The sequence below is a fragment of the Mesorhizobium sp. LNHC252B00 genome, from assembly GCF_000502955.1.
Taxonomy (GTDB): domain Bacteria; phylum Pseudomonadota; class Alphaproteobacteria; order Rhizobiales; family Rhizobiaceae; genus Mesorhizobium.
In genome coordinates this window covers 80,488-95,436 of the sequence record NZ_AYWO01000023.1, presented here as the reverse complement: position 1 = coordinate 95,436, position 14,949 = coordinate 80,488, and the positions used below count along the sequence as shown (strand labels likewise).

11 protein-coding genes, 1 tRNA gene and 3 pseudogenes are annotated in these 14,949 nt (G+C 63.5%); 1 reads left to right on the top strand and 14 read right to left on the bottom strand.

The genetic code is table 11. From position 1 onward, the window contains the following. Window positions 1–287: 287 nt before the first annotated feature. From X744_RS146685 to X744_RS146735, 14 genes and pseudogenes are all read right to left on the bottom strand, one after another. Window positions 288–773, bottom strand: a complete 486-nt coding sequence (locus X744_RS146685) for a hypothetical protein (RefSeq protein WP_023761490.1) — start codon at window positions 771–773, stop codon at window positions 288–290. A 120-nt stretch (window positions 774–893) separates the two neighbouring features. Further along, window positions 894–1,454: an FMN reductase gene (msuE, locus tag X744_RS146690; protein WP_023761489.1), complete on the bottom strand. Its 561-nt coding sequence runs from the start codon at window positions 1,452–1,454 to the stop codon at window positions 894–896. A 64-nt stretch (window positions 1,455–1,518) separates the two neighbouring features. After that, on the bottom strand, window positions 1,519–2,766 hold the full coding sequence (locus X744_RS146695) for an SfnB family sulfur acquisition oxidoreductase (RefSeq protein ID WP_023761488.1): 1,248 nt from the start codon (window positions 2,764–2,766) through the stop codon (window positions 1,519–1,521). Between the two features lie 24 nt (window positions 2,767–2,790). Continuing rightward, window positions 2,791–3,597, bottom strand: coding sequence for an ABC transporter ATP-binding protein (locus tag X744_RS146700; protein ID WP_023761487.1), 807 nt, complete (start codon window positions 3,595–3,597; stop codon window positions 2,791–2,793). Window positions 3,598–3,682: 85 nt separating this feature from the next. Then, window positions 3,683–4,938, bottom strand: a pseudogene (locus tag X744_RS01000000170130) (ABC transporter substrate-binding protein). A 65-nt stretch (window positions 4,939–5,003) separates the two neighbouring features. After that, window positions 5,004–6,044: a branched-chain amino acid ABC transporter permease gene (locus X744_RS146705; RefSeq protein WP_023761486.1), complete on the bottom strand. Its 1,041-nt coding sequence runs from the start codon at window positions 6,042–6,044 to the stop codon at window positions 5,004–5,006. Window positions 6,045–6,047: 3 nt separating this feature from the next. After that, window positions 6,048–6,710: pseudogene (locus X744_RS0137855) on the bottom strand (branched-chain amino acid ABC transporter permease); the annotation flags it as partial. A 2-nt stretch (window positions 6,711–6,712) separates the two neighbouring features. Next, a pseudogene (locus X744_RS0137850) lies at window positions 6,713–7,333 on the bottom strand (branched-chain amino acid ABC transporter permease); the annotation flags it as partial. Then, entirely contained in the window at window positions 7,330–8,262 is a 933-nt protein-coding gene (locus X744_RS146710) for an ABC transporter ATP-binding protein (protein ID WP_023761485.1), read from the bottom strand. The pseudogene X744_RS0137850 and the gene X744_RS146710, both read right to left, overlap by 4 nt. 121 nt (window positions 8,263–8,383) lie before the next feature. Then, on the bottom strand, window positions 8,384–9,487 hold the full coding sequence (gene sfnG, locus X744_RS146715) for a dimethylsulfone monooxygenase SfnG (RefSeq protein ID WP_023761484.1): 1,104 nt from the start codon (window positions 9,485–9,487) through the stop codon (window positions 8,384–8,386). Between the two features lie 221 nt (window positions 9,488–9,708). Then, window positions 9,709–11,169: an FAD/NAD(P)-binding protein gene (locus X744_RS146720; protein WP_023761483.1), complete on the bottom strand. Its 1,461-nt coding sequence runs from the start codon at window positions 11,167–11,169 to the stop codon at window positions 9,709–9,711. Further along, window positions 11,166–12,338, bottom strand: a complete 1,173-nt coding sequence (ssuD, locus tag X744_RS146725) for an FMNH2-dependent alkanesulfonate monooxygenase (protein WP_023761482.1) — start codon at window positions 12,336–12,338, stop codon at window positions 11,166–11,168. The genes X744_RS146720 and ssuD overlap by 4 nt, the downstream gene beginning before the upstream one ends. A 369-nt stretch (window positions 12,339–12,707) precedes the next feature. Further along, window positions 12,708–12,783, bottom strand: a tRNA-Ala gene (locus tag X744_RS146730). Window positions 12,784–12,955: 172 nt separating this feature from the next. Further along, window positions 12,956–13,345, bottom strand: coding sequence for a TIGR02300 family protein (locus tag X744_RS146735; RefSeq protein WP_023761480.1), 390 nt, complete (start codon window positions 13,343–13,345; stop codon window positions 12,956–12,958). A gap of 206 nt (window positions 13,346–13,551) precedes the next feature. Here X744_RS146735 and aroA point away from each other — a divergent pair, with 206 nt between their 5' ends. Further along, window positions 13,552–14,910, top strand: coding sequence for a 3-phosphoshikimate 1-carboxyvinyltransferase (aroA, locus tag X744_RS146740; protein WP_023761479.1), 1,359 nt, complete (start codon window positions 13,552–13,554; stop codon window positions 14,908–14,910). The last annotated feature ends 39 nt before the right edge of the window (window positions 14,911–14,949 follow it).

The window sequence follows — 14,949 nt, the reverse complement described above, 5'->3', positions numbered from 1 at the left end:
GGCCGCGCGGCGGCATCTGTCTGAATTGGTATTTGCCAGACAATTGCCTTGCGGGAAAGCAAACACTGCGTCACTTGCCGCGACAAAAATCCCCCTCGCTTGCGACGTGGGCGGCGAGAAAGCCCATCGAGCTCAGCTCGGCTGGCGCCGACGAGGAACGCGTCAACGCCATCCACGACATGGAAGAGAGTCAAGGATATCGAGGATTTTGTCGCGCTGTTTCGTGGAGATGAATTCGCGCAAACGTCAACGGCCATCCACTGCACGCAAGGACTGGAGCCGGCTGGTCAGAGGGTGAACGACCACAACAGGCAGGCCAACGTCGCGGCGGCAAAGACGGCGAAAAACAGGCTGCGCAAGAGCACATTGCGGCGCAACTCGTTCATGATGAAGTGACACCCGACGATCGCCGCCGCAAACAGGAACCGCCAGTTCAACAGCGCCCACACGGCGCTGCCCTGGCCGAAGGCCCATCTGGCGGCCAGACAGCCGACGATGGCCGCAAAAAGTGTAATCACGGTCCAGAAGACCGCGTCGGCGGCATGGGTCAGGACGACGCCAGCCGCCCTGATCGGCAGGATCATCATCAGCATTGCGCTGAAGAAATAGACAGCGGCAATCGGGATGAACACGCCGGCATCGGCAATGCCGTCAAGGCGCCTGACGCCGATCGCGCCATAGGGATAGCCGTGCCTGGCTACAGCCAGGCTCAAGGCCATGAGCAAGGCGGTCAGAACGGCGACCAGTGCGAAGGATGTAAGCGCTTTGCTCATGATGTTCCTGTCCCAGACGAATCAGACAGGAACAGGATGTAACGTGCGGTCGTAAACTGCGCGTAAGCGAGGGCGCTGTCCTCGCTTATTTTGATCGTGGCGAAATCTGGTGGCTCCAGACTATTCGGCGGCGATCCTGCCGGCCGAGCGGTTGGCCAGCACGAAGCCTACCTCGTCGACCGCCTGCGCCGCACGCTTCAGGATGGCCTCGGAGTGCAGCACACCGTCGGTGAAATCCTTGTCGGTGGCATAGACGGCGGTAGGCAGGGCAAAGGCCTCGAAGAAGCCGAACAGCGGCCGCAGCTGGTGTTCGACGATCAGGGCATGGCGCTCGCCGCCGCCGGTCGCCGTCAATACGATGGGTTTTCCCCGGAGCGCTGCCGGATCGATCAGGTCGAAGAAGTGCTTGAACAGGCCGGTATAGCTGCCCTTGTAGGTCGGCGACCCGACGACGAGGACGTCGGCTGCGAGGATTTGCTCCAGAATCGCGCGTGCCTGGCCATCGAGATCGCGGGCCCATTTCGCGGGTCCCAGCGACTGACCGAGATCCTCGATATCGTAGGTGCTCGCGGACAGGCCATGGCTGGCGGCGATGTCCCTGGTGACCAGATCGACGAAGGCACGTGTCTTTGACGGCCGGGTGATGTTGCCGGAAAAGCCGACGACTGTTGGATTTGACATGGCAGTGGGCCTCTCTTGGATGGACGTAGTTCTGACGCGACGAGCCGCCCCGCCGCTGGGTAAATCAGCTCCAGGCGTGCAGCGGCGGATTCTCGCCGTTGAGGAAATATTTGCCGAGGATCGAGTACTTCCAGCGCACCGGATCGTGCAGCGTGTGCGTGCGGGCGTTGCGCCAATGCCGGTCGAGATTGTGTTCGGCAAGGGTAGAGCGGGTTCCCGCCAGTTCGAACAGCTTGTTGGTTGCGGCGATGGCGATCTCGGTCGACAGTATCTTGGCTTCAGCAGTGACGATCTGGGCGTGCGCCACCGTCTCGGCGGTCGGTTCGTTCACCGCCCGGTCGATCGCGTGGCCAGCCTTTTCCAGCAGCGCCTGCGCCGCGTGCAGGCGCAGCGTCAGGTCACCGACGGCCTGGATGGTGTAGGGATCGTCCCAGGCATTGTCGACGCCGCTGTCGATCCAGGCGCGGCTTTTGGTCCTGACGAAGTGAACCGTCTCGTCGATCGCCGCCTGGGCGATGCCGGTATCGACCGCCACCTGGATGATCTGGAAGATGGCGCCGTCGGCGGTCGGTCTGTCGTAGCCCTTGTAGCCGGGCACCAGATGCGTCTTCGGCACCTTGACGTTGTCGATGATGACGGTGCCGGAGAGTGTCGTGCGTTGGCCGAAGCTCGACCAGTCGTCGATGACCGTCAGGCCGGACGCACCGCGGTCGGCGATCGCATACCAGGCGCGGCCCTCGTCGTCGAGCGCGACGATCGGCACCAGATGGGCGAGCAGCGCACCGGACGAATAGAATTTCCGGCCGTTGACGACCACATGATCGCCGGCATCGGTGAAGCGGGTCTCGAAATCGGCGGCACGCTTGGAGCCGAACTCGGAAAAGGCGTTGCCGAACCGGGTGCCCTTCAGCGCTTCGGCGAACAGCAGCTTCTGCTGATCCTTGTCGGACACGGTGCGGATGGCGGCGACGACACCGAGATGGTTCTGCGCCACCTGGCCGATCGAGGAGTCCGCCGCCGAGATGATCTCGATCACCTTCGCCAGCGTCGCATAGGATACCTCCGGCCCACCGAATGCCTTGGGCACGTTGATCGACCACAGGCCGCTTTGCGAAAACGCATCGAGTTCGGCAACCGGCCAGATCCGCTCGCGGTCTCGTTTGGAGGAGTCCTTGACGAATTCAGCGGCGAGCGCGCGCGCGACGGCGATCGCCTCAGAGTCGTCCTTGATGATGTGCGCCGGCGCTGTTGGCCGTGCGACTGGCGGCACGGCGGCGGAAGCGTGGTCGGTCTTGACGGTCGAAACGGTCATTTCAATGCTCCTTCGGATTTCGTTTCAGGCAACGGCATGGAGATGGGCTGGCTTGGCGGCAGGCGATGCCTGTTGCCCGGGGGTCGATTGACCGAGATAGAAGGCCCGCACGTCCTCGCGCTGGCGAAGGTCGGCAGCCGTGCCAGAGAGAACGGAGACGCCGTTTTCGAGGACAGTGGCATGGTCGGCATATCTGAGCGCGACCGCCGAGTTCTGCTCGGCGACCAGGATCGACAGGCCGGTCTCGCGATTGAGTTTTCTAAGCGTCTGGAAGATGTCCAGGACGATGAGCGGGGCGAGCCCCATCGACGGTTCATCGAGAACCAGCAGGCGCGGCCGCGACATCAACGCCCGGCCGACGGCGGTCATCTGCTGTTCGCCGCCCGAGGTCAGGCCGGACAATATCCGGCGCTTTTCCCGAAGCCTCGGGAAATAGTCGTAGATCCGCTCGAGGTCTTGATTGATCTCGGCGCGGCGGCCGCTGCGGCCGATGCCGCCTGCAACCAGATTTTCCTCGACGGTGAGGCTCTTGAAGCAGTGGCGACCCTCCAGCACCTGGACCAGGCCGCCACGCACAAGATCGCCCGGCTTGCGGCGCGAGACATCGCTGCCTTCATAGCGGATGGTGCCGGCATTGACCTGGCCGCGCTCGGCAGGCAAAAGGTTGGAAACAGCCTTCAATGTCGTGGTCTTGCCCGCGCCATTGGCGCCAAGCAATGCCAGGATCTGACCGCGCCGCAACTCGAAGCTGACGCCGTGCAGCGCCGTGATGGCGTGATTGTAGGTGGCATGGACCGCGTCCACGGCAAGAATGACGTCATTGTCCGGCATGGGCTCTTATTCCCGTGGTTCGATGAACCGAAATAGGCCGGGGGCTGCGTGTGGAAAGTCGTTCGCAGCGCCCGGCCTTGGCTGATCAGTTGGTGGTCACCGCGTCGGCATCATCGGCGGTACGCAGCTTGATGCCCTTCTCGGCGGCATAGGCCTCGGCAGACTTCTCGATGATCGGCCGCAGCAGCGCCCAGTCCGGCGCGATCCAGTCGGAGACGACGTTCCACTTCTTGCCGTCCCACTGCTGGAAGGTCACGTAGCCTTCGCCTTCATGATTGTCCCAGCTGACGTTGATCGAGTGGAACAAATCCTTGGCGCCGAGCGCCTCGACCTTGGCCGGATCGAGCTTGAGGTGCTCGAAACCCCAGCGGACCTCGTCGCCGGTCAGTGTGCGATGGCCGAACTTCTCCTGCGCGACGCGGATCGCCTCGACATTNAGACCGTCTTCACGATCTCCTGCACCACCGGATAGGAGTTGCCGGAAGCCTGGGTGGTGATAGCGGTGTAGCCCTTGGCGGCGTCCCCTGCCGGGATCACGTCCTCTTCCGAATTCGACCACACATTGCCGACGATATGGTCGACGGGATAGCCGACCTTGACCGCCGTCTTCAGCGCCACCGGGTTCATCACGCCCCAGCCGCGCAGGACGACGAAGTCCGGCTTGGCGCGGCGGATGGTCAGCCACTGTGACTGCTGCTCGTTGCCGGGATGCGGCACCTCGATCTGCTGAACGGTGAAGCCGTATTTCTGCGCCAGCAATTCATAGATCGGGATGGTTTCCTTGCCGTAGGGCGAGCCGTGATAGAGCACGACGATCTTCTTGCCCTTCAGCTTGTCGATGCCACCTTCCTTGGAGGCGATGTAGTTCACGATGCCGGATGTTTCGCTGTAAGGATTGAGCAGCAGCGGGAATACATAGGGGAAGACACGCCCGTCGGTGGAGTCGGTGCGGCCATGGTTGACGGTGATCAGCGGCACCTTGTCGCCGGTGATGCGGTCGATCATGGCGTAGGCGATGCCGACCGAAAGCGGATTCCACGCGGCGGCACCAGCATGGCTCTTCTGCCGCTCGTAACATTCGACGCCGCGCTCGACCTCGTACTGGGTCTCGCATTCGTCCCAGGTCAGCTTGACGCCGTTGACGCCGCCATCGCGGATGTTGATGAGATTGAGATAGTCGATGAAGCCGCCGAAGAAGCCGGTGCCGCCGGCCGCATAGGGCCCGACACGATAGCTCTGCAGCGGGAAATATTGCTCGTCGGCGTGCGCGGCGGGCAAGGCCACCGACACGATCATCGCCGCGGACAGCGCCGCCGCCTTGATTGCGCTGAGGAAAGTCATTGTCGAGGTACTCCGGTATGGGCCGCCTTGGGTTCGGCCCCTGGTTCATTTTCGGATGCGTCAGCTCAAGTCGATTGCCAGGCGAACAGGAGCCGTCTTCGGAGCCTGTCCCAAAGGGCCACCAGCCCGTCGGGTTCGAGGATCAGAAACAGGATGATGAGCGCGCCCAGCACGATGCGCTGGCTCATGTCGAGCACGCCCGAATCGAAGAGATCGCCGAGCAAGAAGCCGCCGAGGCGAGACAGAGCGAGTGGAAAGACGACGATGAGGGCGGCGCCGAAGAAGGCGCCACGGATCGAAGCAAGGCCGCCGATGATGATGATGAACAGGATCTGGAACGAGCGGTCGAGATCGAAGCCGTCCGGCTCGACGGTCCGCAGATACGCAAAGGCCCAGATAACGCCGGCGACGCCGATGATGAAGGACGAGATGGCGAACGCCAACAACTTGGTCTTCAGGACCGGGATGCCGATGATGCGGGCGGCTGTTTCATTGTCGCGGATGGCGATGAAATTGCGCCCGGTCTGCGATGAGACCAGCCGATAGGCAAGGAAGGTAAGGATGGCGACAATGGTCAGCGCGAAGAAATAGCGGCCGACGGCGCCGTCGAGCGCAAAGCCTGAAATCGACAGCCTGGGCGCATCAATGACGCCAGATGCCGAATTGTTGGAGAACCAGCTGAACTTGGTCAGTGCCCACTGCACGAAGAACTGCGCGGCAAGGGTCGAAACCGCGAGATAGAAACCCTTTAGCCGCAAGCTCGGCAGACCAAAGACGATGCCGATCGCGGCCGCGACGATGCCGGACAGGAAGATGCTGCCGATCAAAGGCAGGCCTTCGACGCGCAGGTTGAGATTGTAGGCGGCAAAGGCGCCGGCCGCCATGAAAGCAGCACTCCCAAGGGAAACCTGGCCGGCATAGCCGGTGAGGATGTTCAAGCCCACGCCGGCGAGGCTGAGCGCCAGGAACGGCAGCAGGATGGCCTCGAACAGATAGCTCGAGCCGACCAGCGGCACGACGCCATAGGCGAAGGCGAGCAACAGCACGGGCACGACCCATTTCGGCAGCACCGGCGCCGACGAGAAATCGCTTGATATCGCGGTCATGGCTCAGATCCTCTCGACAAGCTTCTGACCGAACAGGCCGGAAGGGCGGATCAGCAGGAAGACCAGCGCGACGACATAGGCAAACCAGCTCTCGATGCCGCCGCCGAAATAGTCGCCGATATAGACCTCGGCGAGCTTCTCGCTGGCGCCGATCAAGAGCCCGCCGACGATGGCGCCGAGGATGGAATCGAAGCCGCCGAGCACCAGCACGGGCAGCGCCTTGAGCACCACCAGCGACAGCGAGAACTGCACGCCGAGGCGTGCGCCCCAGAGCAGTCCCGCCACCAGCGCGACGAGGCCGGCGGCGGCCCAGACTGTCGCCCAGATCAAGGGCAGCCTGAGGCCGACCGCGAGTGCGGCGAACTGGTCGTCGGCGACAGCGCGGAAGGAGAGGCCGATGCGGGTGTAGCGGAAGAACAGCGACAGCAGGGCGACCATGCCGGCGGCGACCACGGCGGCGAAGATGTCGAACTGGCTGATCAGCACGCCGCCGATTTCCAGCGGCACGTCCTCGATGCCGAGATCGAGGCCGTGGACCTGCGTGCCCCAGATCAGCTGGGCGGCGCCCTCGATGATGTAGGACAGGCCGAGCGTCGCCATGAACAGGGTGATCGGCGGCTTGTTGGTGAGCGGCCGCAGCACCGTGCGCTCGATGGCGATGCCGATCNGACCAGCGCGACCAAGCCGGCCGCCGCCCAAACGATGGCCCAGATCAGCGGCAGACGCAGGCCAACCGCGAGTGCGGCGAACTGGTCGTCGGCGACGGCGCGGAAGGCGAGGCCGATGCGGGTGTAGCGGAAGAATAGCGACAGCAGGAGAACCATGCCGGCCGCGACCACCGCCGCGAAGATATCGAACTGGCTGATCAGCACCCCGCCGACTTCCAGCGGCACATCCTCGATGCCGAGGTCAAGGCCATGGACCTGCGTGCCCCAGATCAGTTGGGCGGCGCCCTCGATGATGTAGGACAGGCCAAGTGTCGCCATGAACAGGGTGATCGGCGGCTTGTTGGTGAGCGGCCGCAGCACCGTGCGCTCGATGGCGATGCCGATCGCCACCATGATGGCGAAGGTGATCACCAGCGCCAGCGCGAACGGAATGCCGCGCTCGACGAGGCTGACGAAGGTGAGTGCGGCGAACAAGAGCATCGCGCCTTGCGCGAAATTGAGCACGCCCGAGGTCTTGTAGATCAGCACGAAGCCGATCGCGACCAGCGAGTACATGACGCCGGAAAGCAGGCCGCCGAGGAGCACTTCGATGAAGAACTGGTAGTCGAAATCGGCGATCATATGCCCGCCCCGTCCTCATTGTCCGAGGCGACGCCGAGATAGGCATCGATGACGCGCTGGTCGTTTCTGACTTCCTCGGGTGTGGCGTCGGCGATCTTGCGGCCATAGTCGAGAACGGCGATGCGGTCGGACAGTCCCATGACGACGCCGACATCATGCTCGATCAGCACCACGGTGGTGGCGAAGCGGTCGCGCGCGGCGCGGACGAAGGCCGCCATCTCGCTCTTTTCGCTTGCAGTCATGCCGGCCATCGGCTCGTCGAGCAAAAGCAGGCGCGGCTCAGCGACCAGAGCGCGGGCGAGTTCGACCCGCTTCTGCAGCCCGTAAGGCAGCGTACCGGCAAGGCGATCACGAACGGCAGCAAGATCGAGGAATTCGAGGATCTGTTCGGCGCGGCTGAGCGAGTGGCGCTGCTCGGCACGCGAGCGGCCGATGCCCAGCACCTGGCCGGCAAAGTTGGAGCGGACCTTGTAAGCGAGGCCTGAAGCGACATTGTCGAGGACGCTGAGACCCTTGAACAGCGCAAGGTTCTGGAAAGTCCTGGCGACGCCCAGATGCGCCAGCCGCTGCGTCGGGACCTGAGCATAGAAGATGCCGTCGAGCTGAACATGGCCGCGATCCGGCCGGTAGACACCGCTGATGACGTTGATCAGCGAGCTCTTGCCGGCGCCGTTCGGCCCGATGATGGCGCGGATTTCGCCGGGGCGGACCGACAGGTCGATATCGGCCAATGCCACGACGCCGCCAAACGACAGGCCGATGCCCTGCAGTGAGAGCAGCGGCGAGGCTCCGCCGGCAACGGTTCCCGTCGGCTCGGCGCTGTCTTCGGACGGCTGCTGCCACGAGCTTGAGGGTAGGCCGCGCGCAAAGACTTCCGGTGCATAGGCCGAAGCCTCCATCACTCCTAAGGCGTAACTGGGCAGAGGCATTCCAACAGTCCTCGATGTCTTCAGCAGGCGCGCAAGTCTCCGTGGCCGCTCGACGGATCGAGCGTGCCGGGCAACCTTCATTCGTTTGCTGGCTGGAACCAGTCCGGCCAGGCTGTGGGGGCTACTCTGCCGCCAGCGACGCTGCCGCCTCGGCGTTTTCCAGCTCGCGAACGAGCGGGATGACATGCTTGCCGAAATACTCGACCTCTTCCTGGAAGTGCAGGAAGCCGAGCAGGATGAGATCGGCGCCGGCGCGCTTCAGGTCGACGATGCGCTCGGCGACCTGCCTCGGCGTGCCGATCAGGTTCGAACGGAAGCCGTCATTGTACTGGACCAGATCGTCGAAGGAGGATTTCGCCCAATTGCCCTCGCCCTCCGGAGACGCCTTGCCGGCATTCTTGACCTCATGGCCAAAGGCGTTGACCGCCTCGGGATTGGCCTTGGCGATGATCTCGGCAAGCACCGCCTTGGCTTCGTCCTCGGTCTCGCGAACGACGGCAAAGGCGTTGACGCCGACCTTGACGGAATGGTTGTTGGCTCTCGCCTTGGACTGGATATCGTCGACCTGCTTCGCGATCTCGGCCGGCGTGTTGCCGTTGGTGAAGTACCAATCCGAGACGCGCGATGCCATATCGCGCGCGGCACGTGACGATCCGCCCTGGAAGATTTCGGGCAGCGGATGCGGCGGTTTCGGCTTCAGCGAATATTCGTTGAAACGATAGAAATCGCCGCGGAAGGTGAAGCTGTCTTCGGTCCATATTCCGCGCAGCGCACGGATGAATTCCTCCGAGCGGCGATAGCGCTCGTCATGGTCGAGCCAATGCTCGCCGATGGCGTGAAACTCGCCGCGGAACCACCCGGAGACGAGGTTGATCGCCACGCGGCCGTTGGTCAAATAGCTGATGGTGGCGATCTGCTTGGCCGCCAGCGCCGGGTTCCACGGTCCGGGCAGGATCGCTGCGATGACCTTGAGCGTGGTGGTCGCCGCCAGCAGATCATGGCTGAAGGCCACTGATTCATGCTGTTCGTCGGCGCCGTAGCCGGCGGTGAAACGGATCTGGCTGAGCGCGTAGTCGAAGCCGGACTTCTCGGCGATCTGCGCCAGCTTTCGGTTGTACTCGGCCGAATGATTGGTGCGCTGCTCGATCTTGGAAATCACCAGGCCGCCCGAAACATTGGGCACCCAGTAGGCGAATTTGATCGGGTCGGCTCCTGCGTGTGCCATAAACNATCACCAGGCCGCCCGAAACATTGGGCACCCAGTAGGCGAATTTGATCGGGTCGGCTCCTGCGTGTGCCATAAACTGTCTCCCATTCAGGCCGTGTCGTTGATCGGTCCGGACCGATGCCGGTCTTCGCCATTATTTATTATGTTTATAGAATATATATACAAAGAAGGATTTTCCGTTTTTGGGGCCCTCATGGGACGGAAATACCAATTTCTGCTCAGCAGGTTGCCGATGTCAGCCCGCGAGCAGCATTGGCACTGACGGCCGGCGGCAGCGCTTCGACCAGCTTTGCAATTTCGGCCGCGACGTTCTGGGCATGGCGGGCGACCTCGGGCAGGCCCATAAGTTCGCCGAAAGTCCCTCGTGCCAGCGGGCCGGCGACGAAGAGTGTCGTGACCGACCTGCCATCCCGGTCGACGGCGCGGCTGTCGAGACCCGTCTCGATGCCAAGCCCGTATCGGTCAGCCTTGATCAGCCCGCCTTCAGTCAGCGAGCGCAATGCCGGGTTCAGTTGTAGCGCCTGCTGATGCGCCGGGCCGGTGGTGTTGATGATGGCATCGAAGCGCGTCGTCTCGATCCGCGTCTGCCCGCGCCGTTGAAAGCTGACAGCCAGGCTGCCGTCCTCATCGTTCGATGCGACAAGCCTGGCAGCGATGGTTTCGAATGTGCCGGCCGCATGGCGGCGGTCGAGCACGGAAGCGACCTGCGGGGCGATCCTGAAGCGATGCACGTCCCAGAACACCCGCAGCTGGCGGACCAGCCTTGCCCGCTCCGGTGGGGCAAGTGCGGCCCACAGCACCGGGCCCTGCAGGCGCAGCTGGTCGAAGACGGACTGCCAGTTGACATTGGCCACATGTGCCGCTGCCAGCGTCGCGCGAATGTTCTTGAGCAGGCCAAGCGCCGTCGTGGCCGGTGCGGACGCAAAGTCGCCGAAGGGTTCGCCCCTGATGTCCGGGTGGCCGCGCGAGCGCAGCCCGCGGCGCGACAGCGCCAGGATGCGGCCGCGATGGCCACGGCGGTCGAGCTCGGCGACCATGTCGGCCGAAGTCAGTCCGGAGCCGACGATCAGCACCTGTGCGTCCGGCGCGATCCCGGCAAGCGCGGCTGGCGCGTACGGATCGGCGATGAAACCCGATGCTTCAGACAGCGAGGCCAGTGCGGTGGGAATTCCAGGCTGCGGATGCGTCGCTGCCAGGACGACGATGTCGGCGGCAACCGATCCGCTGGGCGTGTACACAGTCCAGCCCGTCCCATCCGTCTCACGCGTCACGCGTGTCGCGAGACCCTCGACATGACGGATAACGCCGGAACTGAGATGGGGCGCCAGATGCTCGGCAACATAGCGGCCGAACACGCGCCGGCGCGGATAGGCATCGCCGTTCTTCCAGATGGCGTCCGGGTCGAGTTGCAATTCTCCGCTGCCAGTCAACCAGCGCGCAAAATGCTGCGGATCGTCGGGAGCCATGCTCATTCTGGCGGCCGGAACATTAACCCGATGCGACGGCTCCTCGGTGGAATAGGCAAGACCGCCGCCGAGCACCGGCCGCGGCTCGATCACGGAAGTCGACAGGCGCTCCGGCCAATAGCTTCGCGCCAGCTGCCAAGCTACCGCCGAGCCAGAAAAGCCGCCGCCGATTATGGCGACGTGCAATCGCGGGACCGAAGGCAGCGCGTTCACGAGGCGCTTGCGAGCGACTTCGGCCGGTGATCGCCGGCGATGGTCTCGCCGAACGGGCCGGTGTTGACGGACGAGGCGGCAAGTTTGACCGGATGATCGGTCGGCAATTTCGGCAGCACCAGTTCACCGAAGCGATAGGCTTCTTCGAGATGCGGGTAGCCGGACAGGATGAACGTGTCGATGCCGAGGCGTCGGTATTCGTCGATGCGCTCAGCGATCGTGTCGGGATCGCCGACAAGCGCTGTTCCCGCGCCGCCGCGCACCAGGCCGACACCGGCCCAGAGGTTGGGCGCGATCTCGAGCTTGGCGCGGTTGCCGCCATGCAGCGCGCTCATCCGCGCCTGGCCGACCGAATCCATGCGGGCAAAGACCTTCTGCGCCGAAGCGATCGTCGTGTCGTCGAGCCGGCTGATCAGCCTGTCGGCGGCGGCCCACGCCTCTTCGGTGGTTTCGCGGACGATGACATGCAGGCGAATGCCGAAGGAGAGCTTGCGGCCGGCCTTCTGCGCCAGTTCGCGCACGCCATCCAGCTTGCGCTCGACATCGGCGGGCGGCTCTCCCCATGTCAAATACTTGTCGATTTCCTGCGCCGCCACCGCGGATCCGGCGTCGGACGAGCCACCGAAATAGAGCGGCGGATAGGGCGTCTGCACCGGTGGAAACAGCAGCCTTCCGTCCTCGATGCGGAAATGCTTGCCCTCGTGCTCGACCGTCTCGCCGCTCAGCACCCGCTTGTAGATCTGCAGGAACTCCTGCGTCACCTCATAGCGCTCGGCATGCGACAGGAAGATGCCGTCGCCCTTATTCTCGAGCGGATCGCCGCCGGTGACGACGTTGATCAGCAGGCGCCCGTTGGAAATGCGATCCAGCGTCGCGGTCATGCGCGCGGCGAGCGTCGGCGACTGCAGGCCGGGCCGTACTGCGACAAGGAAACGCAATCGCTCTGTCAGTGGCACCAGCGCCGATGCGATCACCCACGAATCCTCGCATGCCCGGCCGGTCGGCAGCAGCACGCCGTAGTAGCCCAGCGTGTCGGCGGCCTTCGCCACTTGCGTCAGATAGGGCAGATCGACGGCCCTGCCGCCTTCCGTCGTGCCGAGATAACGGCTGTCGCCATGCGTCGGCAGAAACCAGAGCACCTTGATGCGTTCGGGAATATCTTTGGTCATGGCCTGCCTCCCGTGCGCCGACTGGCCTGGTCGGATATGGCTGGCTTGGTAAAGGGGGAGCGCAAAAGAGTGGGCATGGCGTGTCCTGTCCGGAGAAAACCAGATCGCCAGTGCAGATTGCTTATTCTATAAACTCTGTAGAGTTAGTTTATTCCAATTCCGCCGCCGTTAGTGGAATTTCTCTCCATCGCTCGAACCCAAACTATTGGTGCTACGCTTTGATGGACCGTGGGCCGCAGCCTCGCCATTCCGAAACCCGGCTACGGCGGACAGGCGATCGAGCAGCATGAAGCCATTCCCGAGCTGGCAAGCCTTTGAAGAGGCGCGATTATCCCGCAAGGAAACAGCCAGGTTTGCAGAGGGACTGTTTGGTGGAGCCAATCGGGATCGAACCGACGACCTCTTGAATGCCATTCAAGCGCTCTCCCAACTGAGCTATGGCCCCACTTCCGGCAGTCAACCGGCGCCGTTTCCGGCGAAGAGATCCGGCGCGGGTTGGAGACCGCGCCGTTAGTGCAGGCGGCTTCTAACCCCGCCTTTCGTCAATATCAAGCCTTCGAGAGCCGCTTTTTCGCCGCAGGCCACGAAAGCCTGCAAACGCCCACTTTCAAGGCCGATCAGACCTCGTCGTCGTCGTCGCCGACGCCGATCATGTCGGCAACGTCGTCGTCTTCTTCCTCTTCGTCGGCGAGGAAAGTATCGTCTTCGTCTTCGCCGAGATCGACATCATCCTCGTCGTCGCCAAGATCCGGCAGGTCGTCGCCCTTGACGTCCTCGTCGGCCTCTTCGAGCGAGACGACCTCGACGCCCTCTTCTTCCTCGGCATCCACTTCCTTCTCGGCCACTTCCTCTTCCTCCTCGAGGGCGGCAATCTTGCCTTCCTCGAAATAGGAACGCGGATAGGTCTTGCCGGTGTACGGCGAGACGATCGGGTCCTTGTTCAGGTCGTAGAATTTTCGGCCCGTCTCCGGGTCGATACGTTTTGTGCCAAGTTCAGTTTTTGCCACGGCAAGCCTCGTCAATAAAAGAGTGGTCCCCTTAACCACAGTTTGCAGCGCTGTCAAAGCGAAAAGCCGGCGTCACAAAACCATGCATTGGAAGGCCTCGCGTCAGTGACGACCACGGGGGATGACCATTTCGGCCCGCCGTGATACGAGACCGCCGCAACAAATGAAAAGCGCCGGCCCGCCGGCATTCCGTCCAGGGAAATTCCATGTCTCACGCCGCCGCCCCAAAGCCGGCCACCGCCCGCAAATCATCCGCCCTTTCCGGCACGGCTCGCGTGCCGGGCGACAAGTCGATCTCGCACCGCTCCTTCATGTTCGGCGGCCTTGCCTCTGGCGAGACCCGCATCACCGGCCTGCTCGAAGGCGAGGACGTGATGCGCACGGGTGCCGCCATGAAGGCGATGGGCGCGCATATAGAAAAACGCGGCGCGGAGTGGGTGATCCGTGGCACCGGCAACGGCGCGCTGCTGCAGCCGGAAGGCCCGCTCGATTTCGGCAATGCCGGCACCGGCTCGCGGCTGACCATGGGCCTTGTCGGCACCTATGACATGGAAACCACCTTCATCGGCGACGCCTCGCTGTCCGGCCGACCGATGGGCCGGGTGCTCGAACCCTTGCGCCAGATGGGCGTGCAGGTGCTGAAGGCGACGCCCGGCGACCGCATGCCGATCACGCTGCATGGGCCCAAGCACGCCGCACCGATCACTTATCGTGTGCCGATGGCCTCGGCGCAGGTGAAATCGGCGGTGCTGCTCGCCGGGCTGAACACGCCGGGCATCACCACCGTCATCGAACCGGTCATGACGCGCGACCACACTGAAAAGATGCTGAAGGGATTTGGCGCCAATTTGTCGGTCGAGACCGACGAGCGCGGCGTGCGCCACATCTTCATCGAAGGACAGGGCAAGCTGACCGGCCAGACCATCGCCGTGCCGGGCGATCCGTCCTCGGCCGGCTTCCCGCTGGTGGCTGCACTGATCGTGCCGGGATCGGACATAACAATCGAAAACGTGCTGATGAACCCGACCCGCACCGGGCTGCTGCTGACGTTGCAAGAAATGGGCGGCAAGATCGACATCCTGAACCCGCGCAACGCCGGCGGCGAGGATGTGGCCGACCTGCGCGTGCGTTATTCCGAGCTCAAGGGCGTCACCGTGCCGCCCGAGCGGGCGCCGTCGATGATCGACGAGTATCCGGTACTCGCGGTAGCCGCCAGCTTCGCCGAGGGCGAAACGCTGATGCAGGGGCTGGAAGAGCTGCGGGTGAAAGAGTCGGACCGACTGTCGGCCGTCGCCAAAGGACTGATGCTCAACGGCGTCGACTGCACCGAGGGCGAAGCTTCGCTTGCCGTGCGCGGCAAACCGGGCGGCAAGGGCCTCGGCGGACACCCCAACGGCCACGACACGACCGTGCAGACCCATCTCGACCACCGCATCGCCATGAGCTTCCTGGTGATGGGGCTGGCCACGGAAAAGCCGGTTACCATCGACGATCAGGCAATGATCGCGACGAGTTTCCCGGAATTCATGGGGCTGATGAAGGGGTTGGGCGCGGAGATTGGGTGACCATTGATGGGTTGGAGCCAAAGTGGAATGCTGGCGGGA